The sequence below is a fragment of the Burkholderia sp. THE68 genome, from assembly GCF_009938265.1.
In the GTDB taxonomy this organism is placed as follows: Bacteria; Pseudomonadota; Gammaproteobacteria; order Burkholderiales; family Burkholderiaceae; genus Caballeronia.
The window spans coordinates 623,784-648,866 of the sequence record NZ_AP022316.1 but is presented as its reverse complement, the minus strand read 5'-3'; the positions used below and the strand labels follow the sequence as shown (position 1 = coordinate 648,866).

At 65.1% G+C, this 25,083-nt stretch carries 21 protein-coding genes; 10 read left to right on the top strand and 11 right to left on the bottom strand.

Features of this window, described 5'->3' with window-relative positions; all coding sequences use genetic code 11:
• The first annotated feature begins 58 nt into the window (after nt 1-58).
• The 4 genes from BTHE68_RS16515 to BTHE68_RS16500 all read left to right on the top strand — a co-directional run bounded on the left by BTHE68_RS16515 (nt 59) and on the right by BTHE68_RS16500 (nt 3,217).
• Nucleotides 59-361: an EF-hand domain-containing protein gene (locus tag BTHE68_RS16515; protein ID WP_162067393.1), complete on the top strand. Its 303-nt coding sequence runs from the start codon at nt 59-61 to the stop codon at nt 359-361.
• Between the two features lie 12 nt (nt 362-373).
• Nucleotides 374-1,087, top strand: coding sequence for a response regulator (locus BTHE68_RS16510; RefSeq protein WP_162067392.1), 714 nt, complete (start codon nt 374-376; stop codon nt 1,085-1,087).
• Nucleotides 1,084-2,415, top strand: a complete 1,332-nt coding sequence (locus BTHE68_RS16505; protein WP_162067391.1) for an ATP-binding protein — start codon at nt 1,084-1,086, stop codon at nt 2,413-2,415. The genes BTHE68_RS16510 and BTHE68_RS16505 overlap by 4 nt, the downstream gene beginning before the upstream one ends.
• 82 nt (nt 2,416-2,497) lie before the next feature.
• Complete coding sequence (locus tag BTHE68_RS16500) at nt 2,498-3,217, top strand: Crp/Fnr family transcriptional regulator (protein WP_162067390.1); 720 nt, start codon at nt 2,498-2,500, stop codon at nt 3,215-3,217.
• Here the strand turns inward: BTHE68_RS16500 and BTHE68_RS16495 are convergent.
• A complete protein-coding gene (locus BTHE68_RS16495) occupies nt 3,211-4,221 on the bottom strand; it encodes a zinc-dependent alcohol dehydrogenase family protein (RefSeq protein ID WP_162067389.1) in 1,011 nt (336 codons plus the stop codon). The genes BTHE68_RS16500 and BTHE68_RS16495 overlap by 7 nt on opposite strands.
• A 550-nt stretch (nt 4,222-4,771) precedes the next feature.
• Between BTHE68_RS16495 and BTHE68_RS16490 the strand changes: the two genes are divergently transcribed.
• Nucleotides 4,772-5,146, top strand: coding sequence for a DUF3564 family protein (locus BTHE68_RS16490; RefSeq protein WP_225936323.1), 375 nt, complete (start codon nt 4,772-4,774; stop codon nt 5,144-5,146).
• A 16-nt stretch (nt 5,147-5,162) separates the two neighbouring features.
• On the opposite strand, the gene BTHE68_RS16485 is transcribed toward BTHE68_RS16490, so the two are convergent.
• Complete coding sequence (locus BTHE68_RS16485; RefSeq protein ID WP_061174955.1) at nt 5,163-5,354, bottom strand: DUF2964 family protein; 192 nt, start codon at nt 5,352-5,354, stop codon at nt 5,163-5,165.
• Nucleotides 5,355-5,544: 190 nt separating this feature from the next.
• On the opposite strand from BTHE68_RS16485, the gene BTHE68_RS16480 reads away from it, so the two are divergent.
• Both BTHE68_RS16480 and BTHE68_RS16475 read left to right on the top strand, forming a co-directional pair.
• Nucleotides 5,545-6,045 (top strand): phasin family protein, encoded by a 501-nt coding sequence (locus BTHE68_RS16480; RefSeq protein WP_232078007.1) that lies wholly within the window; start codon nt 5,545-5,547, stop codon nt 6,043-6,045.
• A 74-nt stretch (nt 6,046-6,119) separates the two neighbouring features.
• Entirely contained in the window at nt 6,120-6,932 is an 813-nt protein-coding gene (locus BTHE68_RS16475) for a class I SAM-dependent methyltransferase (protein ID WP_162067387.1), read from the top strand.
• Nucleotides 6,933-6,938: 6 nt separating this feature from the next.
• Here the strand turns inward: BTHE68_RS16475 and BTHE68_RS16470 are convergent, their stop codons facing one another.
• Nucleotides 6,939-9,086 carry a serine/threonine-protein kinase gene (locus tag BTHE68_RS16470; RefSeq protein ID WP_162067386.1) on the bottom strand — a complete coding sequence of 716 codons (2,148 nt, stop codon included), beginning with the start codon at nt 9,084-9,086 and terminating at the stop codon, nt 6,939-6,941.
• Nucleotides 9,087-9,491: 405 nt separating this feature from the next.
• On the opposite strand from BTHE68_RS16470, the gene BTHE68_RS16465 reads away from it, so the two are divergent.
• Entirely contained in the window at nt 9,492-9,707 is a 216-nt protein-coding gene (locus tag BTHE68_RS16465) for a hypothetical protein (protein WP_162067385.1), read from the top strand.
• 11 nt (nt 9,708-9,718) lie between these two features.
• Here BTHE68_RS16465 and BTHE68_RS16460 read toward each other — a convergent pair whose 3' ends face one another.
• Nucleotides 9,719-14,089 (bottom strand): Lhr family helicase, encoded by a 4,371-nt coding sequence (locus tag BTHE68_RS16460; protein ID WP_162067384.1) that lies wholly within the window; start codon nt 14,087-14,089, stop codon nt 9,719-9,721.
• Nucleotides 14,090-14,260: 171 nt separating this feature from the next.
• Between BTHE68_RS16460 and BTHE68_RS16455 the strand changes: the two genes are divergently transcribed.
• Nucleotides 14,261-15,550, top strand: a complete 1,290-nt coding sequence (locus tag BTHE68_RS16455) for a glycosyltransferase family protein (protein ID WP_162067383.1) — start codon at nt 14,261-14,263, stop codon at nt 15,548-15,550.
• Between the two features lie 202 nt (nt 15,551-15,752).
• Nucleotides 15,753-18,116, top strand: coding sequence for a phosphoketolase family protein (locus BTHE68_RS16450; RefSeq protein ID WP_162068224.1), 2,364 nt, complete (start codon nt 15,753-15,755; stop codon nt 18,114-18,116).
• Nucleotides 18,117-18,193: 77 nt separating this feature from the next.
• Here the strand turns inward: BTHE68_RS16450 and BTHE68_RS16445 are convergent, their stop codons facing one another.
• The 7 genes from BTHE68_RS16445 to BTHE68_RS16415 form a co-directional block, all read right to left on the bottom strand.
• Nucleotides 18,194-19,531 carry an MFS transporter gene (locus BTHE68_RS16445; protein WP_162067382.1) on the bottom strand — a complete coding sequence of 446 codons (1,338 nt, stop codon included), beginning with the start codon at nt 19,529-19,531 and terminating at the stop codon, nt 18,194-18,196.
• Nucleotides 19,532-19,564: 33 nt separating this feature from the next.
• A complete protein-coding gene (locus BTHE68_RS16440; RefSeq protein WP_162067381.1) occupies nt 19,565-20,512 on the bottom strand; it encodes a hydroxymethylglutaryl-CoA lyase in 948 nt (315 codons plus the stop codon).
• Nucleotides 20,509-21,702: a CaiB/BaiF CoA transferase family protein gene (locus BTHE68_RS16435; RefSeq protein WP_162067380.1), complete on the bottom strand. Its 1,194-nt coding sequence runs from the start codon at nt 21,700-21,702 to the stop codon at nt 20,509-20,511. The genes BTHE68_RS16440 and BTHE68_RS16435 overlap by 4 nt, the downstream gene beginning before the upstream one ends.
• Before the next feature lie 120 nt (nt 21,703-21,822).
• Nucleotides 21,823-22,740: a LysR family transcriptional regulator gene (locus tag BTHE68_RS16430; protein ID WP_162067379.1), complete on the bottom strand. Its 918-nt coding sequence runs from the start codon at nt 22,738-22,740 to the stop codon at nt 21,823-21,825.
• A 17-nt stretch (nt 22,741-22,757) separates the two neighbouring features.
• The gene (locus tag BTHE68_RS16425; protein ID WP_162067378.1) at nt 22,758-23,144 is read right to left on the bottom strand and encodes a PaaI family thioesterase; all 387 of its coding nucleotides are present in this window, start codon (nt 23,142-23,144) and stop codon (nt 22,758-22,760) included.
• 309 nt (nt 23,145-23,453) lie between these two features.
• Nucleotides 23,454-23,645 carry a hypothetical protein gene (locus BTHE68_RS16420; RefSeq protein WP_061174709.1) on the bottom strand — a complete coding sequence of 64 codons (192 nt, stop codon included), beginning with the start codon at nt 23,643-23,645 and terminating at the stop codon, nt 23,454-23,456.
• 259 nt (nt 23,646-23,904) lie between these two features.
• A complete protein-coding gene (locus BTHE68_RS16415) occupies nt 23,905-25,077 on the bottom strand; it encodes an NAD(P)/FAD-dependent oxidoreductase (RefSeq protein WP_162067377.1) in 1,173 nt (390 codons plus the stop codon).
• Nucleotides 25,078-25,083: the final 6 nt, after the last annotated feature.

The following is a 25,083-nucleotide window of genomic DNA, read 5'->3' as shown; positions in this document are numbered from 1 at the left end:
GCTCAATAGAATGGCATCACCGTTCACGTTCAAATCGCATCCGAACCAGGAGACCGCCATGCGAAAGATCCTCGTCATCCTCGCCGCATGCGCGGCGTGCGCCACTTCGGGCGTGGCGTTCGCCCAGACCGCCACGCAGCCGATGGGCGCGAGCCCGCGCGTCGAACGCGCGCTCGGCCAGTTGCAGACCCGCTTCTCGGCCGCCAACACCACGCATGACGGCAAGCTCACCCGCGAGCAGGCATCCACCGGCATGCCGATGGTGGCGAAACACTTCGACGAAATCGACACGCACAAAAACGGCTACGTGACCCTGCCGCAGATCGAAGCCTTCATGCGCGAGCACGCCACGCAACGCTGATCCGGAGCATCCATGGAAACCCTGCCGAAGATCATCGTGCTCGACGACGAAGCCGAGCTGCGCAACATGCTGCAGCGCTTCCTGAGTTCTCAGGGTTTCGACGTGCGCGTCGTCGAGAACGGCAAGCGGCTCGACCGTTACCTGCAGCGCGAGCCGTACGACCTGCTCGTGCTCGACTGGATGATGGAGCCCGAGGACGGCCTTTCGGTTTGCAGGCGCCTGCGCGCCGAAGGCCAGACGCTGCCCATCCTGATGCTGACCGCGAAAGGCGATCCGGTCGACAAGGTGGTCGGTCTGGAAACCGGCGCCGACGACTACCTCGCCAAGCCCTTTCTGCCGCAGGAACTCGTCGCTCGCGTGCGCGCGCTGCTGCGCCGTCAGAAGATCGCGGCCGGGGACCCGACGCTCACTCAGCAGATCATCCGCTTCGGCGATTTCCGCCTCGATCTCGGCAAGCAGAAGCTCTATCGCAACGGCGAGCCGTTCGACATCCACTCCGCGCAGATGCAGTTGCTCAATGCGCTCGGCTCGTCGCCGAATCGCGCGGTGAGCCGCGACAATCTCATCGCCCGCACGCGCGGCCGCGAGCACGACGCGCTCGACCGCAGCATCGACGTGCAAGTGTTGCGCTTGCGCCAGATCATCGAGGAAGACCCGGGCAAGCCGCGCTTCATCAAAACCGTCTGGGGCGTCGGCTACATGCTGCTCGCCGAGCTGGAATCGTGACGCTCGTGCCGCGCTCGCTCTTCGCGCGCAACATCCTGCTGCTCGTCGCGCTGGTCGCGGTGAGTCAGGTGTGCGCGTTCGCCGTGCTGCTGCATTTCATCCAGACGCCGCGCATCGAGCGCGCGGCAGCCACGTTCGCGAGCTATATCGTCACGCTCGACACCCTTCTGAAGACGCCGCCGCCCGACGCCGCGCGTCTCGACCTTCGCGCGGAATTGCCAGCCGGCGCGCGCGACACCGCGCCCGCGTCGCGCCTGCGCTTCTATCAAACCTATCAGCGGCAGACCTTCGTCGAAAGCCTGCGGCGGCATCTTCCCGCGGACATGCTGGTGCGCTGGCAAGGCGTCGACAGCACCGACGACGGTCAGCAGCGATTGTGGATCCGCGTGCATCCGTCGGGCGAGCCGCGCTGGCTCGCGCTGCCCGTGCCGGAAGCCGCCCACGACGACGGCCTGACGACCGCGCTCCTGCTTTCGCTCGGACTCGGCGCGCTCGCGTTTGCGACGGCCTATCTGATCCAGCGGCATCTGAATCGCCCGCTCGCGCATCTCGCCGATGCCGCGCGGCAACTGTCGGCGGGCGGCGAACCCGGCGTCCTGCCGACCGACGGCCCGACCGAAATCGCGCAGGTCAGCGGCGCCTTCAACCGCATGACGGCCGCGCTGAAGGAAGCCGACGCCACGCGCGCGCTGATGCTCGCGGGCATCTCGCACGACATCCGCACGCCGATGACCAAGCTGCGCCTCGCCATGGCGATGTCGTCGGTGCCGTCGACGGACGCGGCCTTCGCGGCATCGGCGGAAGGGTATCTCGACACCATTGACACGATTCTTCAGCAGTTCATGGATTACGCGGGCAGCGGCGCGAAGGAGACGCCCGTCGTCGGCGATCTCAACGCGCTGATCGCGAACCTCGCCGCCGATTTCGCCGGGCTCGGACACGAGTTCGCGCTCGATCTCGCCGACATCGAGCCCTTTGCGTTTCGGCCGATCAGCATGATGCGTTTGCTGATGAACCTGATGCAGAACGCGGTGCTGTACGGCGTCGTCGGCCTGGAAGTCCGCACCTGGACCGACCGGCAGGCAAACGCGGCGTGCGTGGTGATCGCGGATCGCGGCAAGGGACTCGGCGATCAGGACCCGGAAGCGCTCAAGCAGCCGTTCAAACGCGGCGGCGGCGAAGGCCAGCCGAAGGGCACGGGGCTGGGACTCGCGATCGTCGAGCGCATCGCGCGGCTGCATGGCGGCACGCTGGCGTTGCGCGCGCGCGAAGGCGGCGGCGCGCAATGCTGTATCGTGCTGCCGCTTTCGGGCGACGCGACGCGCTAGCGGCATCGCGTCGAAGCGCACACGCGACGAATTTTCCTTTCCTCCATCCGTGAACCATACTGGTCTGTAGGAGGAAACCGTCATGGAACCGTCGATTGACCCGGGAGCATCGCTTAAACGGACAGCGCACGGCGTCGCGCCCAGTCTGCACGTGCGCCTCTCGGACGCCGACGCCATCCCGTTTCCGACCCGCACCGTCGAGCGCGGCGACGCGCTCTATTGCGCGGGTGAGCCGCTGCGCAGTCTCTACACGGTGCAAAGCGGCTGCTTCAAAACCGTCTCGACCTACCCCGGTTCGGACGACGACACCGCCCTGCACACGCAGGTCACCGGTTTTCACTTCGCGAACGAAACGCTCGGTCTCGACGGCGTGTGCACGGGCCGCCACGAAAGCGACGCCGTCGCACTCGAGCCGAGCATCGTGCGGATCATGCCCGTCGGCATACTGGAGCCGTTGTGCCGCGAATATGCGGCGATGCAGCACGCGCTTCTCGCGATCATGAGCGCGGAGATCGTGCGCGCGTCGCGTCTCGCGCTGATGCTCGGAACCATGCCCGCCCGCGAGCGCGTGGCCGCTTTCCTGCTCGATCTCTCGGAACGACTCGACGCGAGCGCGGCGCCTTCCGGCGAACACGCAGCGGAATTGTCGCTGCCGATGACGCGCGCGGATATCGGCAGCTATCTCGGGCTCGAACTGGAAACCGTGAGCCGCATGCTTTCGAAGTTGCAGCGTGAAGGCGCGATCGGGCTCAACGGGCGGCAGGTGCGTATCGTCGATCGGACGATGCTCGCGCATCACTGACGAACGTTCTGCGCGCATGCACGGATCGTCAGTACCGCCGCGCCCGTGAGCCTGCCTTCACGCAGATCGGCGAGCGCGCGATTCGCTTCGTCGAGCGGATACGGCGTCGTATGCAGATCCAGATGAAACTGCCCGGCGATACGCATGAACGCGCGTCCGTCCTCTCGCGTGAGATTCGCAACCGATACGACGCGCCGCTCGCCCCAAAGCAGATCATAGGGAAACGAAGGAATATCGCTCATGTGGATGCCGCCGCACACCACCACGCCGCCCTTCGCGACCGCCTTCAGCGCCGCGGGCACGAGCGCGCCCGCCGGCGCGAAGATGAGCGCGGCATCGAGTGCGTCGGGCGGCGTCTCGTCGCTGCCGCCGGCCCAGTGCGCCTTCAGTCCGAGCGCGAAACGCTGCGCGGCGATATCGCCGGGACGCGTGAACGCATAGACCGCGCGCCCCTGATGCCGCGCCACCTGCGCAACGATATGCGCCGCCGCGCCGAAGCCATAAATGCCGATGCGCTTCGCATCGCCCGCCATCGCGAGCGTGCGATAGCCGATGAGTCCCGCGCAGAGCAGCGGCGCCGCTTCCACGTCCGAATAACGCGGCGGCAGATGCAGGCAGTAGCGCGCATCCGCGACCACGCGCTCCGCGTAGCCGCCATCGATCGTGTAGCCCGTGAAGCCGGGCGTATCGCAGAGATTCTCACGGCCCGCCGCGCAGAAGCGGCAGTGTCCGCATGTATGCCCGAGCCAAGGCACGCCCACGCGATCGCCGGGCGCGAAGTCCGTCACGCCCGCGCCGAGCTGCGCGACGGTTCCGACGATCTCGTGCCCCGGAATCACCGGCCGTTTCGGATGCGCCAGCTCGCCGTCGACGACATGGAGATCGGTACGGCACACGCCGCACGAATGCACGTCGATGAGCAGTTCGCCCGCGCGCGGCAGCGGATCGGGCAAGTCGTGTGGCTGCAGCCGGGGCGTAGTGCCGTCGAAGACCATTGCGCGCATCGAGATGTCTCTCCGGTTCGATGTTGCAGTGCGGCGCGGACTGTCGGCGGGATCGCGCGCGTTGGCGACGTCGTGGGGCGGCGACGCCCGGGGTGGTGCACGTGTGCACGCGCGACGGGCGTGCGCGCTACGTGGCATCGCCCGATGATGCGCCGCATCCGTCGAACATGCGCCACCCGTCCGTGCGGCGATATGCCTCCGACGCTTGTCGCTGAACAGTCAGATTGTCGTACTAAACTTGAGTCATGCAATCACGAGGCAAACATGTATTGCGGATGCATTTCGGCATCGGTCTTGCTTATGTGATTCGAACGTCATCGCTGTTGCGTTGCGGCAAGTCTCACAACGCGTCGTCGATGGAACCCATTACATATGGTGCGATTAAACTTATCTGTCGCACACTGTTCGAATCTCTGATCGCGGTCTTCACGGGCCGCGCCGTAACGCCTTAACAATACGCGTGGCGAAAGCCGCCATTCATCGAGAACGCTCATGGCCGGTGCGAAAGTGCTGAGCGTCTCGTCCATCGAATCGTTTCATGGAGGATGACATGCGTATCACAGTCAAGCTGGATGGCTTCGAAGACGCTCAGTCGGCGGCCTACGCCATCCTGTGGCTCGACAAGGAAACCCGCCGCTGGTCGCGCGAGGGCCACCAGGCCGTCGAAGTGCCGGACTGGGGCGGCCTGCGCTCAGGATCGAACGGAACGATGATCTGCGGCCAGCACGTCGAAGATCCGATCTGCGTGCTGGAACGCCTCGATTTCGACGCGCCGGACGGCCCGTGCGAAGGTCTCGCGGGACGCGTGCTCTGGTATGCGGACGGGGCGGGTCTGAAGAGCACCGGACGCTGGCACGTGCAGTGCATTGACCGCGAACAGACCAAGGCGGAGCACAGCGTCTTCGCCGGAGAGACGGACAGTTGATCGCCCCGAGGAATCGTCAGGGCTCGTCGCTCGGCAGTGGTGTGAGCATCACGACGAACGACGCAGCCCCGATGAGAATCGCGAGCACGCCGTAGTACATCACCGCCGTCTCGTCGAAGAGCAGGCCGCGCAGCGCCGCATGAATGCCGCCCAGCGAGACGAACACGGCGCCCAAGGCCGCGACGATGCGCCCTTCACCCCTGATCATGATGCCCTCCCGCACGCGCGCCGATAGTGCGCCGCCATGATTCATGGTCGCCCGCGTGGCGGAGTCCGACTTGACCTGCATCAACCAGAACGAGCGCGCGTTCTGGTGTTTTCCCTTGCCCCATCTCCACGGCTTATATTGGTAGTATCAGGTGCCGGCCGCGCGTTGGCATGATTGCGCGCGACGGTACATGCTGCCCGGGCCATTCCTCGCCTTTTGCCCGCAAGAGTGGCTCTTATTCGACCGCAAGAACCCCTGGGGAGGCACGATGAATCAAAATTTCAGCGATCCGTTCAGCCAGTTCGCCGCCATGTTCCAGCAGTACCAGCTTCCGGGGTTCGACGTCACGTCCATCATGGAATCGCGGCGCAAGGATGTCGAAGCGCTCGCGGCGACCAATCGCGTCGCGTTCGGCGGCATGGAAGCGTTGCGCGACAAACAAGTCGAAATCCTGCGCCGGACCTTGAGCGACCTCGAATCCATCGCCAAACAATTCGCCACCACGTCCACTCAGCCTCCGTTCAACGCCAATGAAGTCGTGCAACGCGCGCTGCACAACGCTCTCACCGACATGCAGGACATCGCGCGCACGACCCAGCAAACTCAGGCCGAAGCCTATGCGCTCGTCAGCAAGCGCATGGAAGACGCCTTGAGAGAGCTGAAAGCTTCCATCGAGAAGCCCAAGACCTAGTCTCGCGCGTCTTTCGCGAGACCCGGCCTCCGGCTTTGGCCCAAGCCGCGCGAAGCGGCGAGCGGAGGTACGTCATGCAATTCGACGAATTCGCGGCGTTCGAGAAGAACGGCTGGGAGCATGCTGCCCAGTTCTACGAGGATTATTTCGGAAGGCTTACTGTCCAGTCGCATCCGGCGTTGCTGGATGCGCTCGGCATCGGTCCCGGCACGCGCATGCTCGATGTCGCGGCCGGGCCCGGCAATCTCGCCGCGGCGGCGATCGAGCGCGGCGCGACCGCGACGGCCGTCGATTTCTCCACGTCGATGATCGCGCATGCGCGCCAGCTCCATCCCGAGATCGAGTTTCAGATCGCGAGCGCCGATCGTTTGCCCTTCGACGCCGAAAGTTTCGATGCCGTCGGGATCAGTTTCGGCATGCTGCATTTTCCCGATCCGGAACGGGCGCTCGAAGAAGCGGCGCGCGTGCTGCGCCAGGGCGGACGCATCGCGTTCACCGCGTGGGCGCGGCCCGAGCGTGCGGTCGGCTTCGGCATGGTGCTCGACGCGATCCAGCTGCACGGCAAGCCCGATGTCGGTCTGCCGCCCTCGCCGCCCTTCTTCCGCTTCAGCGATCTGGAAGAATGCGTGCGCGTGCTGACGGAAGCGGGCTTCGCCGCCGCGCGCGCCGATGAAGTCGAGCAGATCTGGCATCTCGTATTGCCGGAAACGCCGCTCGACGGGCTGATGCATGGCGGCGTGCGGATGGCGGCGCTACTGCGCGCGCAATCGAGAAGCGCGCTCGCGTTGATCGAGCAGGAAGTGAAAACGCGCGTGAAGGCTTATTCGCAACATGGCGAGTTGCTCGTGCCGATGCCATGCGTGCTCGCCTGCGGCGTCAAGCCTTGAGCGCCCTTACTTCTTGCCCTGCGTGGTGATCTGGAAGATATCGACGGCCACGTGGTCGCGGCCGTATTTGCCCGCGAGCGCCGCAAGGCGCTTCTCGACGGCGCGCAGATATTCCGGCTTGGCCTCGCTGTCCGGACGCGGCGCATCGAAGAGCGGCGCGGGCGCGACCGTCAGCACGATCATCTCCGAGCCGAACGGCTTGCCGACGACCCAATCGCCCATCGTCCCGATGGTCGCCGTGTAGTTCGCCGGCGCCTGGTTGTCGCGCGAGCGCGCATTGGGCACGAGATGCACCACGCTGCCGTCGAGCATGTAGTAATCGACGTAGACGTACGACTCGAACGCGGGCGTCATCAGATCGACGATCAGCGGATCGCCGTCCGTGAGGTGCGTCGCGCGCGAACGCGTGTGCACCGATGCAGGCCTGCCCGACTGCCGGTTGGCCGTCCAGAACGGGCCGAACACCTTGAGCAGATCGCATTTGTCATCGGCGACCTGCTGCACGCCGAAGTTCGTCGTTTTCACGCCGGGCACGCGGCCGAGCGCATCCTTCAGCCGCGCGAGACCATATTTCTGCGATACGAAACCCTGCACGTCGACGGTCTGATCATGCACCGACGCGACGAGCGCCGAGCACGGCACGCTCGCGAGCACGGGCGTGACGGCGGCGGTCGTGAGTTCGGGAACAGGCGTGGCGGGCACCGCGGGCGTAACGGCCACCGTGGAAACGGGTGCCGCAGGGGCGCCGGGCGTATGCGGCGTGACCGCGCCCGTGGCGCTTCCTTCAGACGGCCGGGGCGGCGCCTCGCGCGCGGTTTCCTCGCCGCCTTTCGACTGGTCGTAGAAGTAGTAGCCGCCGCCCGCGATCAGTAGCGCCGCGATCACCGCTGCACCGATCGCGATCTTCGGCCCGGCGCTCTTCTTCGCCTTGCGGCCCGCCGGCGACGCGGCGTTCTCCTCGCTGATCTCGTCGAGAAATTGCGCGACGGCCGGCGTGCGCGCCTCGCGCTCGAACGCGAGCGCCGCCTTCAGCGCTTTCCACTGCTTGCTGCCGAGATGTTCCGGGCGCTGCGGCTTCATGCCCGCGGCTTTCGCCTGCAGTGCGGGCACGCGGTCGAACGGGTGTTTGCCCGTCAGCAGTTCATAAGTGATGCAGGCGAGCGCGTAGATGTCGTCGCGCGGATCGGGCTCGCGATGCTCCATCATCTCCGGGCTTGCGTAGGCGGGCGTCATCGCGCCGAGGCTGCCGGGATCGAACACGGTCGCCTCGGATTCTTCCTCGGGACGCTGAATCACGCGCGAAATGCCGAAATCGATCACCTTCACTTCCGACGTGTCGGTCAGAAACACGTTGGCGGGCTTGAAATCGCAGTGTACGAAGCCGCGCTCGTGCGCGTAGGCGAGCGCGTTGGCCATGCCCTTGAAGATCGGGAAGACTTCCGGGAACGGCATGCCCTTGAAATTCGGGTTCCGAAGCAATCGCGAGAGCGGCTGTCCGGACAAATATTCCATCGTCAGATAGACGACCTGACCGTCGCGATCGAAATCGTAGACAGTGACGATGTTCCGGTGCGCGAGCTGCTGCGCCTTGCGCGCCTCGCGCTGCAACGCGATCAGCGAGTTCGGATTGCCGCGGAACTGAAGATTGAGCACCTTGATGGCAACATACGGACGCCGGTCCGATGCTTCCAGCTTGCGCAGATCGAGCGCCTTGTACACGGTGCCCATGCCGCCGATGCCGAGACACTCTTCCAGCACGAAGCGGCTGTTGAGCGTGTCGCCGACGCCCTTCATCTTCTGATTGTGATCGACGATCACCTGCGTCGCCTGGCTGCCGGTGCCGCTGCTCGGATCGCGCGAAGCCGGCGGCGAGAAGCCCGGCGAGGTTTGCAGGCGCGTTTCGTCGAGGTTCACGGGGCCGGTGGCTGAATCGGCTTCGGAACGCATGCGCGCCCCATGCTCGATGCGGCGGCGCACGGCCGCATAGATGTCTGGCGGCAATGGTCGCGCCGCGTGCTCCTCTTCGAGGATCTCCATGAGTCGCTTGGCCGGAGTCTGCTCGGTCGCCAATGCGCCGTCCACTCCCGCAAAGAACTCGTCGCGCGACCCGCCGTCGCCCCTATATGTACGAATCGCTTGCGCAAAACTTGTCATCTGTGCGACGCGACGCGGCTCCAAATCGATCGACAACTCACTTGTCGTAACAAAACCCCGGTGCTCGTTCGATACTAGCCTCCGCATGAAGCTTTCGCAAATGGCGTTTTCGATCATGAGCGGTATCGCGCACATGTCGTTCGGAGACCGACACATCGATTCGATGTGTTGGCGAAACAACGGCGCAGTGATTCGCCGACGCGCGCTCGCGATCGGATAAAACCCAGACAAATCATCGCGTTACCGCGCTTCTTCAAATGCGCGCGGCGGCTGGCACGCGTTTCGCATTATCAGACGCGAACGTCCTTGCGGCAGAAGGCATGCGCCTTTTGCCGCCATTGGCGTTTTCCGACCGTTGCACGGGTCTATACTCAACCGCGACTCCCCACTCTGGAGGAAGCACTCATGGCCGTCATCAAGATCAGGGACCTCGCCGACAGCGTCGAACTCGACCGGCAGGCGATGCATACGATAATCGGCGGCGCGCGCGATGGCTTGCGTGCCAGGTTTCGCATCCGTCCGGCTTCGGCCCCGAACCGTGTCGTCGACTATCCCGGCGTGCCGGTGAAGGACGTGCCGGCCGCACCGACCGGACCGTTCACCACCAAAATCGTGAAATAACGCTCGCAGTTTCAATGGCGCGCCGGCACGCCGGCGCCCGTCATCCCGCCTGCCACCGAACTCCCGAGCGAACGCGCCGAGCGCTTGACGAGCGCGAGACGCACTCGCTCGCGCCCTTCCCCTTCGACATCGCCGAAATAACGCGTCTTGCCCGCGATCACCGCGCCAACCGCCACGCCATCGAGATACAGCACGCGATTGCCCGCGAGCGCCGGCACCTTTTCACCCGGCAGCAGCGTGCCGACGAGATTGAGCGGATCGACCGCCGAGAGCGCGACGAGCACGCCGTCCTTCGGCCGCTTGCGCATGTCGCGCAATAGCGGCACCGCGTCGGGCAGCGCGAACTGCTCGCCGGCCAGCCCGGCGACGAAGCGCCCGCCGCGAATCTCGCCGCGCGCTTCCAGCCGGTGATACACGCGCAGCAGGTCGCGCCACGGCGGCAGCCATTGCGCCTCGCGCTCCAGCAGACGCCAGAACACGACGCCATAGCGCCGCAGCAACGTCAGCGCGACATGCTCGATGTCGCTTTCCCCGCGCGCGTCGTCGTGCTTCGCGCGGCGCAGAAGCGCCCAGCGTCCCGCGTCGTCCATTCCTCCGATGAAGAGGCCGCCGCGCCGTGGACGGCGCGCGAAGGCGTTGCGTTTCGCCGCCGGCGCGAGCAGCGCGCGCAGGCCCGCGAAACTATCCGCATTGACGAGTCCGAGCGATACCAGCTCGCCGAGCGCATCTTCGAGTTCCGTGCGCAGCAGACGCGCATCGGCGAGGAGTTCGTCGAAGAACATCGCGCCGTGGGTGTTCAGCGCGTCGAAGACACGCTCGGCGCGCGATGAGAGACGTGGCGCTTCATCGGCGGACATCAGCGCGTTCCACGCATCGAGATGACGGCGCGGCAGCAGCACGATCGGCGTGCCGCGCACCGGACCGCCCGCCGCGCGTGAACGTCCCGCGGGGCGCGTCCATACGAGCTTGCCCGCGCGGCAGAGCTCGTCGAGCCAGCTCCCCGAATAGTCGGCGATGCGCGCCGGCAGAATCTCGTCTTCCCACGCGACGGCCGGCGCCTCGAAGCCTTCGAGCTGTTCGAGCACGGCGCCGAGCGCATCGCGGCCTTCGCCGTGCGCGTCGGGCGCGACGCGCTGCCATTCGAGCAGGAAGCGCATGAAATCCTGCCGCTCGACCGGTTCGATCTCGCGACGCAGCCGCCGCACCGTATAGCGATGAATCCGCGCGAGCAAATGCCGCTCGCACCATTGCTCGACCTGCGCGCCCGGCGTGAACCGTCCGCGCATCACATAGCCCTGCGTTTCGAGCCGCGTCAACGCGAGCGCGATCGCCGATGCCGGCAGCGCGAGCGGCCGCGCGATCTCCGGCACCGTCAGCGGCCCGAAGCCCGATAGCCGCGCGCGCACGACTTCGACGAGCGCGTCATCGGGCGCCCAGGCTTCGTCGAAGCCGGGCGGCGGGTGCAGCGGCGGATGCATCGGCGCGTGCTCGTAGACGGCGCGCGCGCAGGCGAGCCGCTCGACGGGCGTCCACAGCGCGTCGTGCTCCGCAATCTGCAACCGGGCTGCGCGGCCCGATTGCGCCAGGGCGTCGAGCCACGCCATCCATTGCGGGCTGCGCTGCGCTTCTGCTTCGGAGATGCAGGCGAGCGTCGTCAGCGCCTCGTGCATTTCATCGGCGCTCGTGACTTCGGGCCACGCTTCCTCGCGCACGCTCGCGATCGCTTCGAGATCGAGCGCGCCGAGATCGTCCGCCGATTGCGGATCGCTCCAGCGGCGCGCGAGCACGGCCTGCGTGCGGCGCTCTTCGAGCGGCGCATCGTCGAGGAATGCGTACGGCTTCGCCGACAGGATTTCGGCGGCGAGCGGCGACGGCGCGGGCAATTCGCGCGTGACGAGCCGCACCTCGCCCGCTTCGATGCGTCGCAGCAGTGCGAGCCAGCCGTCGCTGTCCATCGCGTCGTGCAGGCAATCGTCGATGGTCTGCTCGACGAGCGGATGCGCCGGCACGTCGCGCTCGCCCGCGAGATTCTCGGCGCATGCGACCTGATCCGGAAACACCGCCGCGAGCAGATCCTCGCTTTTCATGCGCTGCAGTTGCGGCGCGACCCTGCGCCCGCCCGTGTAGCGCGGCAGCGCGAGCGCATTGGTCGCGTTCCAGCGCCAGCGCACGCCGAACAACGGCGCGTCGAGCAAGGCCTGAATCAGCATATGTTCCGCCGTCGCCGATTTCAGATAACGCCACACCTCGTCGAGCGCGAAGCTGTGGCTGCCCGTCAGCGACAGCACGATCGCGTCCTCGGTGGCGGCCGCCTGCAACTCGAAATTGAACGTGCGGCAAAAGCGCTTGCGCAGCGCGAGACCCCACGCGCGGTTCACGCGACTGCCGAACGGCGCGTGGATGACGAGTTGCGTGCCGCCGGATTCGTCGAAGAAGCGCTCCATGACGAGCGTGTCCTGTGTCGGCAGCACCGTCAGCGCAGCGCGTGAACGCGCCAGATAATCGACGATCTGCCGCGCCGCCTCCACGCCGATGCCGCACGCCTGCGCGAGCCACGCGATGGTTTCGTCGACGCTGCCTTGCGCGAGCCGCGCGTCCATCTCGCCGCGCAGCCGCGCGATCGCGTGAGAAAGCTCATCGCTGCGGCCCGGCGCTTCGCCGAGCCAGAACGGGATATTCGGCGGCTGGCCGTTGGCGTTCTCGACGCGCACGCGCCCGCCTTCCACGCGCATGATCCGGTACGACGTATTGCCGAGCTGGAAGATATCGCCCGCGAGGCTCTCGACGGCGAAATCCTCGTTCACCGTTCCGATCTGCAAGCCCTGCGGTTCGAGGATCACGGCGAAGTCGGCGTTGTCGGGGATTGCGCCGCCCGAGGTCACCGCCGTCAGCTTGCCGCCGCGCCGGCCGCGCAGCGTGCGCGAGACGGCATCGCGATGCACATACGCGGCGCGCACGCCCTGACGTCCCGTGTAGCCTTCCGCGAGCGTGCGCAGCACGGCGTCGTAATGGGCGCGGTCGAGCGTCGCGTACGGAAATGCGCGCGTGACGCGCTCGAATAGTTCGTCCTCGCCCCACTCGCGGCACGCGACTTCGGCGGTGATCTGCTGCGCGAGCACGTCGAGCGGCGCGCGCGGGATCGTCAGTGCGTCGAGTTCGCCGCGCCGCACGCAGTCGAGCAGCGCCGCGCATTCGATCAGATCGTCGCGCGAGGTCGGAAAAAGCCGCCCTTTCGGCACGCCACCGACCTGATGCCCCGAGCGCCCGACGCGCTGCAAAAACCCGCCGATCGAGCCGGGCGAACCGATCTGGCAGACGAGATCGACATCGCCGATATCGATGCCCAGTTCCAGCGAAGCGGTGGCGATCAGCACCCGCAATTCGCCGCGCTTCAGGCGTTGCTCCGCCTCCAGCCGATGTTCGCGCGCGAGGCTGCCGTGATGCGCCGCGACCGCTTCCTTGCCGAGGCGCTCGGTCAGATGCCGCGCCGCGCGCTCGGCCATGCGCCGCGTGTTGACGAAGACGAGCGTCGTGCGATGCTGCGCGGACAGTTCGGCGAGCCGGTCGTAGACGCGCTCCCACATGTCGTTCGACATGATCGCTTCGAGCGGCATCGGCGGGATTTCGAGCGCGAGATCGCGCGCGCGGACATGGCCGACATCGACGATTTCGCACGATTCATGGTCGCCGACGAGAAACTTCGCGACGAGTTCGACAGGCTTTTGCGTCGCCGACAGTCCGACGCGCACCGGACGCCGCCCGCCCGCGTCCTCGCACAGCGCGTCGAGCCGCGCGAGCGACAGGCTCAGGTGCGAGCCGCGCTTGCTGCCCGCGACGGCGTGAATTTCGTCGACGATCACGGTGCGCGTGGTCGAAAGCATCGCGCGGCCCGAATCGGAGCAAAGCAGCACGTAGAGCGATTCCGGTGTCGTCACGAGAATGTGCGGCGGCCGCTTTTTGACCGCATTGCGTTCCTGCTGCGTCGTGTCGCCGGTACGCACGGCCGCGCGAATCTCGGGCGCGGCCACGCCGGCATCCCGCAGCGTCTGCGCGATGCCCGCGAGCGGCGCCTCCAGATTCACATGAATGTCGTTCGACAGCGCCTTCAGCGGCGACACATACACCACGCGCGTCTCGTCCGGCAGCGCCCCGCCGAGCGCGATGCCGTCGCGCACGAGTTCGTCAATGGCCGCGAGAAACGCGGTGAGCGTCTTGCCCGAGCCCGTCGGCGCGGCAACGAGTGTCGAGCGGCGCGCGTGGACGAGCGGCCACGCGCGCGCCTGCGCGGCGGTCGGCGCGGCAAAGCGTGCACGGAACCAGCCGGCGACAGCGGGATGGAAGCCCTGCAGGGCGTCAGTCGCGGAAGCGGATTTTCGGGTCATTCGACATTCTATGAGCGCTTGAGAAACAGCGTATTGCATGCGGTTTTAGGACAGTTCCCATCTGAACAATGCGTTGTTCCGGCGATGCTTGGAGGTTCGCCTGTCTGGACGTGCCTCCGCGCGTCGACGCGGCATCCGCCGAAGCGCAATTTCCATTCACCCGCAGATTTCATGATCGTCATCAGCCTTCTGTTCGACCGCGCGCCCGCCGCGCTCATCAACCATCGCCACTACGCGCGCGAGCACGCTTACCGGCACGTCGAGATCGACCTTTCGGATCTGTCCGGCAGCAGCAACGAAATCCGCTGGGTCTACAAGTACGAAACGCTCCTGCGCCAACTCGAACAGGCCCAATCCAATGAAATCGTGATGCTGCTGAGCGAGAACGCAGCCATTCTGCGGTCGATGCCCTTGCCCGACCTCATGGCTGGCCGCGACTGGCTCCTCGCTTGCAGCGATTCCGATTTGCCGCAAACCGACGTCCTCATGTTCCGCAACACGCAGACGGTCCGTGAGAAGGTCGCGGATCTCGTCAGCCGTTGCCGTTTCGGGGTCGTGCTGCCCGAACGCGAGGGGGAACTACTGCATGCTTTCGACGCATGCCCGCAACAGCATCGCATCGGCGATGTGTGCGTCGTCATTCCGGCCGCGACCAACCTCGAAAGCGTCTGGGCATCGTGGCAGGTGTTCTCCATCAGCATTCGCGACGAAAAACAGCATCGGCGGTTTCGTACGGCGCTCGTCGAGCACATCAACGAATGCCACGTGCGCCGCCTGCCCTATCTCACGCTGACCGACACCGGCGTGCGCGAAACTGAAACGCACAACGTCTACCAGCCGCACCGGCCGATCGCGATCGTCACGCTTTATACGCCGAACATCACGCGTTACGGACGTATCGCGGAGGCGAACTTGAGGCGCTACTGCGAGCGTCAGGGCTACACGCTTTACGTTCATCGCGACATTCCGGCGCGTCTGAACGACGGCAAGACCGCCGGCAACTGGTTCAAGGCCGCGCTGCTGCGCGAATATCTGCCGAATCATCAATGGGTGTTCTGGCTCGACGCAGATGTGCTCATCAACGACATGAACCAGCGGCTCGAACCATTCACGCACGGGCGCGAAACCGTCCTCGCGCGCGACATGGGAACGTGGGACTTCAACTCCGGCATCATGGGCTTTCAGTGCAATCAGCAAAACTATGACGCGTTTGCCCGCGTGATCGATGAGTGCGCGAAGCTGGAAGACAAGTCGAATGTCTACGCGAGCCGTGGCGATCAACACTACTTCATCCGCGCGTTCGAGGAACGGCCGGACCTGACAGTGTCGTCATTCATCGACATCAACACGCCGTGGATCTACCGCCGTCCGGACAGCTTCATGGTCCACTATGTCGGCATGTGGCAGGACAACCGCGCGCTGCTGATGGATTACGACCTCCGCCAAAGCGCGATGGAGTGACGCACCCGGCTCATTCATCGCAGGATCGCCGATAAGATATTCCGCTGCGCGTCGCGCGCGCGCCCTGCAACCAAAACGCCACAAACACCTCCGATCATTGACACACGCGCGGGATTCGATCCCGCGCACGACGCTCGACCAATCCTCTCACTCGAAGGAGAAGCAATTGAACGACGACGTCACCGCCACGACCGCCCCGCCGATGCCTCTCGACCCCGATCTGCTCGCCAGGATCGATGCGTACTGGCGTGCCTGCAACTATCTCTCGGTCGGCATGATCTACCTGCGCGCGAATCCGCTGCTGCGCGAGCCGCTCCAGCCCGGGCACATCAAGCGGCGTCTGCTCGGCCATTGGGGTTCGGACCCGGGCCAGTCGTTCGTGTGGGTGCATCTGAACCGCCTGATCCGGCGCGACGATCTCAACGTGCTGTTCGTTTCCGGTCCGGGCCACGGCGCGCCCGCGACGCTCGCCAACTCCTGGCTCGAAGGCCACTATTCGGAAATCTATCCCGACCGCAGCGCCGACGAGCGCGGCATGCTCAGGCTCTTTCGCGCGTTTTCGTCGCCGGGCGGCATCGGCTCGCATTGCACGCCGGAGACGCCGGGATCGATTCATGAAGGCGGCGAGCTCGGCTATAGCCTCTCGCATGCGTTCGGCGCGGCGTTCGACAATCCTGATCTGATCGTCGCGACGGTCGTCGGCGACGGCGAGGCGGAAACCGGCCCGCTCGCCACGTCGTGGCATTCGAACAAGTTCCTCAATCCCGCGACCGACGGCGCGGTGGTGCCGATCCTCCATCTGAACGGCTACAAGATCGCCAATCCGACGATCCTCGCGCGCATTCCGCACGACGAGCTCGAAGCGCTCTTCAAGGGCTACGGCTACGCGCCGCATTTCGTCGAAGGCGACGAGCCCGAAGCGATGCACCAGCGCATGGCCGCGACGCTCGAACGCTGCATCGCCGATATCCGCGCGATTCAGGCGAACGCGCGCGCGCATCCGGACAACGTGACGCGCCCGCGCTGGCCCATGATCGTCCTGCGCACGCCGAAAGGCTGGACCGGCCCGAAGGAAGTCGATGGTCACAAGGTCGAGGATTTCTGGCGTTCACATCAGGTGCCGATCGCCGATCCCGCCAGCAACCATCGCAACCTCGCGTTGCTGGAAAAGTGGCTGCGCAGCTACCAGCCCGAAGCCCTGTTCGATGAAGACGGCCGCCTGATCGAATCGTTGCGCGCGCTCGCGCCCGAGGGCACGCGGCGCATCAGCGCGAATCCGCACGCGAACGGCGGCCTGTTGCGGCAATCGCTCGACATGCCGGACATCCGCGATTACGCGTTCGAGTTCAAGCGCGTCGCGAACGTCTATCAATCGCCGACCGCCGTGCTCGCCATCTTCCTGCGCGAGGTGATCCGCCGCAACATGACGAGCTTCCGTCTCTTCGGCCCGGACGAGACCGCGAGCAACAAGCTCGATGGCGTGTACGAAGCGTCGGGCAAACGCTGGCTCGCGCAGACGCTGCCCGAAGACGCGGACGGCGGCGCGTTGTCCATCGATGGCCGCGTGATGGAGATGCTCTCCGAACACACGCTCGAAGGCTGGTTCGAAGGTTACGTGCTGACGGGCCGCCACGGCCTCTTCGCGACCTACGAAGCCTTCGTGCACGTGATCGACTCGATGTTCAACCAGCACGCGAAATGGCTCGAAAAGGCCAAGACCGAGCTGGACTGGCGCAAGCCGGTGCCGTCGATCAACCTGCTCATCACGTCGCTCGTGTGGCGGCAGGATCACAACGGCTTCACGCATCAGGACCCCGGTTTTCTCGATGTCGTCACGAACAAGAGTCCGGGCGTCGTACGCATCTATCTGCCGCCGGATGCGAACTGCCTGCTGAGCGTGGCGGACCATTGCCTGCGTTCGCGTGATTACGTCAACGTGATCGTCGCGGACAAGCAGCCGCATTTGCAGTATCTGAGCATGCGCGACGCCATCGTGCATTGCGCGAAGGGCATCGGCATCTGGGACTGGGCGTCGACCGATCAGGGCCAGGAGCCGGACGTCGTGATCGCGTGCGCGGGCGATATCGCCACGATGGAAGCGCTCGCCGCCGTCGAAATCCTCAAGGCGAACTGCGCCGATCTGAAGATCCGTTTCGTCAACGTGGTCGACCTGTTCAGGCTATTGCCGGACACCGAACATCCGCATGGGCTTTCGCATCGCGATTTCGATTCGATCTTCACGCGCGACAAGCCGGTGATCTTCAACTTCCATTCGTATGCGTCGCTCGTGCACAAGCTCACCTACAACCGCACGAATCACGCGAACATGCACGTGCACGGCTATCGCGAGCGCGGCAACATCAACACGCCGTTCGAACTCGCGATCATCAATGGCGTGGACCGCTATACGCTCGCGATCGACGTGATCGACCGGGTGCCGCGCATCGCGGGCAGCAGCGCGCATACGAAGGAATGGCTCAAGAATCAGATTATCGAGAGCGTGCGGTACGCGCATGAGGAAGGCATCGACCGCGACGAGATTCGTGAGTGGACGTGGAAGGGTTGAAGCGCGACGCATGATGTAAAAAGCGCACGGCGGAAGAAATTCCGCCGTGCGCTTTTACATTCGAAGCAGCCGTCGCGTCAGGCCTGATGCTCCGAATGATCGCGCTGCCTGAGCGATTGCGGCAACCCGAACAGCAATAACAGCGCACACAGCACGCTCATCGCGCCGATCGCATACAGCGCGGGCGTCGTGCTGCCCATCGTGTCGCGAATCCGGCCCACCATCACCGGACTGACGATGCCGCCCAATTGCCCCAGCGTGTTGATCAACGCGATGCCGCCCGCCGCGCCCGCGCCGGTCAAAAGCTTCGGCGGCAGCGCCCAGAACGCCGGGATCGATGCGATCACGCCCGCGCCCATCACGCCGAGCGCGGCGATGAGCAGCGTCGTCTGCTTGTCGAAGATGCCCGCCGCGAAGAAGCCGACCGCGGCCATCACGAGCAGCGTCGCGACGAACTTGCGACGCTCGCCCGATCGGTCCGACATGCGGCCGACCACCACCATGCAGATCGCGCCGCAGATGTACGGCACCGCCGTCAGCAGACCGATGATCGTCGGATTCTGCGTGCCCGCCGCGCGGATCAGATGCGGTGCCCAGAAGTTCAGCCCGTACGACGCGATCTGAATCAGGAAGTAGATCAGGCCGAGCATCAGAAAGCCGGGCGTCTTGATCGCGCCGAACAGCGAATGGCCCGTGTCCGTGTGCTGGCTTTGCGTCGAAATCTGGCTCTTCAGGTACGTCTTCTCCGCGCCCGTGAGCCACGTGGCGTCATCGATGCGGTCCTTCAGCACCTTCAGCACCAGCACGCCGAGCAGTATGCACGGCAGGCCGCCGAGCAGGAACAGCCAGTGCCAGCCTGCAATGCCGAACACGCCGTCCATATGGCCGAGCACGAGCCCGGAAAGCGGCGCGCCCACGAGTCCCGAGAACGCCGACGCGAGAAACAGCAGCGACGTGATGCGTCCGCGATAGCTCGCCGGAAACCACAGCGTCAGGTAGTACAGCACGCCCGGCGCGAAGCCCGCTTCCATCGCGCCGATGATGAAGCGCAGCCCGTAGAACTGCCATTCCGTCTGCACGAAGACCATCAGCGCGGTCGCGATGCCCCACGAAATCATGATGCGCGCGATCCAGCGGCGCGCGCCCACCTTGTACAGCAGCATGTTGCTCGGCACTTCGAAGATCACATAGCCGATCACGAAAAGGCTCGCGCCGAGGCCGTAGGCCGTGTCGGAAAAGCCGAGCGAGCTTTGTAGCTGAAATTTCGCGAAGCTGATGTTGATGCGGTCGAAGAACGCGAAGAGATAGCACAGCATGATGAGCGGCATCAGCCGCCACGCCACCTTGCGAATGATGTCCGCGGTGTTCTGGAAAGCCTGCGGCTTGTCTGCCGTGCCTACGCTTAGATCGCTCATGGTTGTCTCCAATAATTGTTCTGGTGTCGTGGTTCAGATGGCCCGCGCGTACTCGGGCACCGGATGCAGATCGCAATTGCGTCCCGCCTTCGCGACTTGTCCTGACACTTCATGCCCGACGAGCGCAGGCAACGTGCGCGACAGCGCGATCAGCTTCTGCAGATCGACGCCCGTCGGAATGCCCATCTCGTCGCACAGGTTCACGAGGTCTTCGGTGCAGATGTTTCCCGATGCACCCGGCGCGAACGGACAGCCGCCGAGACCGCCGAGCGCGGCGTCGAAACGGCGTGCGCCCGCGTCGTAGGCGGCGAGCACATTGGCGAGACCGAGGCCGCGCGTGTTGTGGAAATGCAGCGTCAGGTCAGCGGACGGCACGTATTCGAGCACGCGCGCGACGAGCCTCGCGACCTGACGCGGATTCGCCATGCCGGTCGTATCGGCGAGCGTGATGCCGGCGATGCCCATCTCGCGATAGGTCCGCGCGATCGACACCACACGATCCTCGTCGATGCGCCCTTCGAACGGACAGCCGAACGCCGTGGCGACGGTTGCGTTCAGCGAAACCCGATAGGGCGCGTCCTGAACGAGCCGCACGATATCGCCGAAACCGGCCAGCGACGACTCGCAGCTCATCCGCATGTTGGCGCGGTTGTGCGTCTGGCTCGCGGACATCACGAGGTTCAGTTCGTCGGCGCTGGCGGCGAGCGCGCGTTCGGCGCCCTTCACGTTCGGCACGAGCGCAACATAGATCACGCCCTGGCCGCGCCGGATGCCGTTGAACACCGCATCGCCGTCGCGCAGCGCGGGAATCGCCTTGGGCGATACGAACGAGCCCGCCTCGATGCGCGAGAATCCGCACGCCGAGAGGCCGTCGATCAGCGCGATCTTGTCTTCCGTCTCGACCCATTGCTTTTCGATCTGCAAGCCGTCGCGCGGCGCGACTTCCTGAACGATCAGCGCTTCGCTGTATGCGTCGCTCATTGCACGGCTCCTTCGGCACGCAGCCGTTGCACCTCATCGGCGCCAAAGCCGAGGGATTCCAGCACCGCTTGCGTGTGCTCGCCGAGCGCCGGACCTTGCCAGCGCACTTCGCCGGGCGTATCGGAGAGTTTCGGCACGATGCCCGGCATCTTTACCGAAGCGCCGCCCGGCAAATCCGCCCGCAGCAGCATGTCGCGCGCTTGATAGTGCGCATCGTCGACGATGTCCGCGACCGAGTAGATGCGCCCCGCCGGCACTTCCTCGCGCTCGAGAATCGCGAGCACGTCGTCCATCGCGTGATGCGAGGTCCACGCGGTGATCGCTTCGTCGAGCATCGCGCTCTGCTTCACGCGGCCGTCGTTGTGAGCGAGCGCGGGATCGTCGGCGAGATCGGCGCGGCCGATCAGGTTCATCAGGCGTTTGTAGATCGGGTCGCTATTGCCCGCGATCACGACGAAACCGCCGTCTTCCGTGCGATACGTGTTCGATGGCGCGATGCCCGGCAGCGCTCCGCCGCTGCGCTCGCGCACGTGACCGAGCAGGTCGTATTCGGGCACGAGGCTTTCCATCAGATTGAAGACGCTTTCGACGAGCGACACGTCGACCACCTGGCCATCGCCCTGTCCGGTCTTCACGCGCAGCACCGACATCAGCGCACCGATCACGCCATGCAGCGACGCCAGCGAATCGCCGAGACTCACGCCGACGCGCGCGGGCAGCCCTTCGGCGTCGCCGGTCGTGTAGCGGATGCCGCCCATCGCCTCGCCGATCGCGCCGAAGCCCGGACGGTCGCGGTACGGGCCGGTCTGACCGTAACCGGAGATGCGGACCATCGTGAGCTTCGGATTGATCGCGTGCAGCACGTCCCAGCCGAGGCCGAGCTTTTCGAGCGCGCCGGGGCGCATGTTTTCGATGACGATGTCGGCGTCCGCGGCGAGACGCTTGATGACATCCGCGCCTTCGGGGGACTTGAGGTTCACGCAGACCGACTTCTTGTTGCGCGATTGCAGATACCACCAGAGCGAGGTGCCCTCGTGGAGCTTGCGCCATTTGCGCAACGGGTCGCCGCCGTTGGGCGTTTCGATCTTGATGACTTCCGCGCCGAACTCGGCCAGCATGCGCGCGGCGAAAGGCGCGGCGATGAGGGTGCCGATTTCGATTACGCGAATGCCCTGGAGGGGTCCGCTCATGTTGCTTGTCTCCGTCTGAATATCGTGGAAACAAGCTTATTGGCGAACGCTGGGGTGCGTCCAACCGCATTTCGGCAAGGATCGTTCGTGAAACGCGAACGCTCGTCGCACTGCTGAAAGCTAGGTGCGCGCTTCGATGGTCCGCAGATGATCGAACAACAGCCGGCTCACGGGCGAAAGCGCGCCCGAATCGCGCACCACGATCACGAGACTGCGCGCGGCCCATTCCTCATCGAGCGGCACGGCGGCAAGGCCCAACTGACGCCCCATCGCCTCGAACACCTGCTGCGGCAGCACTCCGACCCCCATCCCCGCCTGCACCATCCGGCAAACGGCATCGAAGCCCGGCACATGGATGCGCAGCCGCAGCGCCCGCCCCGCCTGCCGCGCCGCGAGATGTGTACGCATGTTGATCGAACTCGCCGAATGCAGACCGATATGATCGAATTCGAGCGTGTCCGCGAACGCCACACTGTCGCGATGCGCGAGCGGATGATTCCCCGGCGTCACGATGCAAAGCCGGTCGTGCCGATAGTGCGCAGTTTCGAGACCGCGCGTATCGGCATCGCCGGAGCAGATGCCGAGATCGACGAGACTGTCGGCCACGCCCTCCACGATGCCGCCGCTCGGCCGCTCCTCCAGATCGATCTTGATCAGATCGTGCACGGAGAGAAACGCGCGCAGGTCTTCCGGCAGGAATTCGACGATCGCCGACAGGTTCGCCATCATTCGCACATAGCCGCGCACGCCGCTCGCATGCTCCGCCAGTTCGATGCCGATGTTCTCGACATCGCGCAACACGCGCCGCGCGTGATGCAGCAGCGTTTCGCCGGCCGGCGTCAAGGCCATGCCGCGCGCCTTGCGCTCGAACAGCACCGCGCCCACCGCCTGCTCCAGTTCGAGCAGCCGCTTGCTCGCCGCCGATACCGCGATCGCTTCGCGTTCCGCCGCGCGCGTCAGCGTGCCTTCCTCGAACACGGCGAGAAAGAGCTGCAGCGTCGTGAGATCGAGCCGTCTGAGAAGATTTCGCGTAGCCATCGTCGGGCGTGCCGCGCTCAGCGCGCGTACTTGAAGGTGCCCTGCGCGCTCGCGATCATCACGCGATCGTCGACCCACGCCTCGCCGCGCGCGAAGTACACGGAGCGTCCCTGCCGCTCCAGAAACCCTTTCGCGACGACCTTGTCGCCGATGCCGCGATCGAGATAATTCACGGTGAGCGAGAGCGTGAAGCCGTGCACGGGCGTCGCGCCCGTCGTGAAAAGGCCCGCGTAGCCGCAGGCCGCGTCCAGCAGCGTGGCGATCGCGCCGCCTTGCAGGATGCGCTGGCGGTTGAGGTGCCCCGCGTGGATGGGCATCAGGAATTCGGCATAGCCCGCGCGCCATTCCGTGAAGGTCGCGCCGAGCGCTTCGAGAAACGGATTGTCCAGATCCAGATTCGCCACCTTTGCTCCTGATTTGCCTGCGTCAGCGAGCGATTGTGCCATCGGCGGGCGCGCGCCGCCGAGACGAGCAAAGACTGCTAAGCGCGCCACGCATGAAAAAACCCGCGCAGGGCGGGCTTGTTCTGCCGAATGCCGATTAACAACGCATTTCCGTTTGATAACGCACACAACATTTACAATGCCGATTCAAATCAACCGGCATTACGCGTTTCATGAAGTCTCGTCATGAATCGCGTAATGCGTATCCTGGTACGCGTTTTAAGTGTGCCGCGACAAACCGTGTCACGCGCGCAACACTGTGTTAGTACGTCAGTTATATCCGCGAATTACACAGGAGTTTTTTTCCTCCTCGGTTTTTCCAAAACGCCCGCAAATCTCGGCGACATATTCCGGCGCGGCGGATACCTGGCTGGAACGGTGCGATACATGCACGCTCGTGTCCGGCGGGATTTCGCCGTCGTCGATCCAGGCGTAAAAGTGCGCGCTCGTACTGGCTTCCATGTTCGTCTCCTATCGGTTGAAGCGCGAAAAGCGTCTGATGGTTCCAGAATGCGCCTCTTAAGGGCGGCTGGCCCTAGTGGATTTCATTGATGGACGCAGCCCGATTGCATGACGATGATGATAAGAATGCCCGTTCGAAACGCAAACCGGACCGGTATCAATCCGCTCATCTGTTTAGTAGCCAAAAAAATGCCCGGTACGGAACCGGGCTGACTTAAATGATCGATTATGGACTTGCTTTATGCGAGTCTTCTAACAGTTATACGACATTCTTTTCGATGATCGGCCGCCCTTCCAATACGCGCGTCCAGTCGAGCGGCGATAAATCCAGCGTTTCGTAACGTCCACGCAAAATCAATTCGCTCACGCCGCGCCCCGTCGCCGGACCTTGTTGCAGGCCGTGACCGCTGAATCCATTCGCGAAAATGCAATTGTCGATGTCGGGATGACAGCCGATGATCGCGTTCTGGTCGAGCACGTTGTACTCGTAATAACCTGACCAGCAGCGCTCGACCCGCAGCGCCTCGAACGCCGACACGCGATGCGCGAGCGTCGGCCAGATCACGTCGTCGAAGAGCGCATGGTCGACTTCGTCGAGCGGCAGGTCGTCGGGATCGTGATCCGCCGATGGCGACGTGCCGCATAGATACGTGCGCCCCTCGGGCCGGAAATAGACGCCGCTCGGATCGATCAGCAACGGCGCGCGCTCGAGCTTCGCCGGCGACGACACGTTGAAGATGCTGCGCCGCCGCGCATACACCGGGATGTCGATGCCGAGCATCGCCGCGACGCTGCGCGACCATGCGCCCGCCGCGTTCACGACGACATCGCACGAATAGGTTTCGCCGTTGGCCGCGCGCACGGCCGTCGCGCGATGCGCATCGCGCTCGATGCCGACCACTTCCGTCGGCACATAGCGCGCTCCGAGCGACTGCGCCTTGCGGCGCAACGCCTGCACGAGACCGTAGCCATCGAACCAGCCTTCGCCGCTTTCGCCGAACGCGCCCGCTGCGAGGTCTTCCGTGTTGAGCCACGCAAAGCGCGCGCGCAGTTGAGCGGAATCGAGCAGGCTGATGTCCGCGCCGAGTTCGCGTTGCAGCGCGTGGTTGTCGCGCAGCGTGTCCGCGCCCGCCGCGGTTGCGAGGAACAGATAGCCGCCTTCATGCAGATCGATCGACGGCCGTTCGCCGTTCACTTCGAGCCGCTCGCCGATCGAACGAAGAAAGTCGATGCCGAACAGCGACATACGCACGGAAAGCGGCGTGGAGAACTGCTGCCGGATCGACGCCGCCGACAGCGCCGACGACGAGCGCGCATAAGTCGGATCGCGCTCGATCACCGTCACCTGCACTGTCGGATCCGACGCGCGCAGAAAATACGCGACCGAACTGCCGATCACCCCGCCACCGACGATGACAACGCTGGATGTCACGTCACC

Coding starts and splice junctions, on each gene's coding strand:
- BTHE68_RS16460 (WP_162067384.1), bottom strand. CDS start 14,089: ATGACCCGAAAATCCGCTTCCGCGACTGACGCCCTGCAGGGCTTCCAT.
- BTHE68_RS16420 (WP_061174709.1), bottom strand. CDS start 23,645: ATGGAAGCCAGTACGAGCGCGCACTTTTACGCCTGGATCGACGACGGC.
- BTHE68_RS16500 (WP_162067390.1), top strand. CDS start 2,498: ATGGAACCGTCGATTGACCCGGGAGCATCGCTTAAACGGACAGCGCAC.
- BTHE68_RS16485 (WP_061174955.1), bottom strand. CDS start 5,354: ATGATCAGGGGTGAAGGGCGCATCGTCGCGGCCTTGGGCGCCGTGTTC.
- BTHE68_RS16470 (WP_162067386.1), bottom strand. CDS start 9,086: ATGACAAGTTTTGCGCAAGCGATTCGTACATATAGGGGCGACGGCGGG.
- BTHE68_RS16480 (WP_232078007.1), top strand. CDS start 5,545: ATGCTGCCCGGGCCATTCCTCGCCTTTTGCCCGCAAGAGTGGCTCTTA.
- BTHE68_RS16495 (WP_162067389.1), bottom strand. CDS start 4,221: ATGCGCGCAATGGTCTTCGACGGCACTACGCCCCGGCTGCAGCCACAC.
- BTHE68_RS16455 (WP_162067383.1), top strand. CDS start 14,261: ATGATCGTCATCAGCCTTCTGTTCGACCGCGCGCCCGCCGCGCTCATC.
- BTHE68_RS16510 (WP_162067392.1), top strand. CDS start 374: ATGGAAACCCTGCCGAAGATCATCGTGCTCGACGACGAAGCCGAGCTG.
- BTHE68_RS16440 (WP_162067381.1), bottom strand. CDS start 20,512: ATGAGCGACGCATACAGCGAAGCGCTGATCGTTCAGGAAGTCGCGCCG.
- BTHE68_RS16490 (WP_225936323.1), top strand. CDS start 4,772: ATGCGTATCACAGTCAAGCTGGATGGCTTCGAAGACGCTCAGTCGGCG.
- BTHE68_RS16450 (WP_162068224.1), top strand. CDS start 15,753: ATGCCTCTCGACCCCGATCTGCTCGCCAGGATCGATGCGTACTGGCGT.
- BTHE68_RS16435 (WP_162067380.1), bottom strand. CDS start 21,702: ATGAGCGGACCCCTCCAGGGCATTCGCGTAATCGAAATCGGCACCCTC.
- BTHE68_RS16515 (WP_162067393.1), top strand. CDS start 59: ATGCGAAAGATCCTCGTCATCCTCGCCGCATGCGCGGCGTGCGCCACT.
- BTHE68_RS16475 (WP_162067387.1), top strand. CDS start 6,120: ATGCAATTCGACGAATTCGCGGCGTTCGAGAAGAACGGCTGGGAGCAT.
- BTHE68_RS16430 (WP_162067379.1), bottom strand. CDS start 22,740: ATGGCTACGCGAAATCTTCTCAGACGGCTCGATCTCACGACGCTGCAG.
- BTHE68_RS16445 (WP_162067382.1), bottom strand. CDS start 19,531: ATGAGCGATCTAAGCGTAGGCACGGCAGACAAGCCGCAGGCTTTCCAG.
- BTHE68_RS16465 (WP_162067385.1), top strand. CDS start 9,492: ATGGCCGTCATCAAGATCAGGGACCTCGCCGACAGCGTCGAACTCGAC.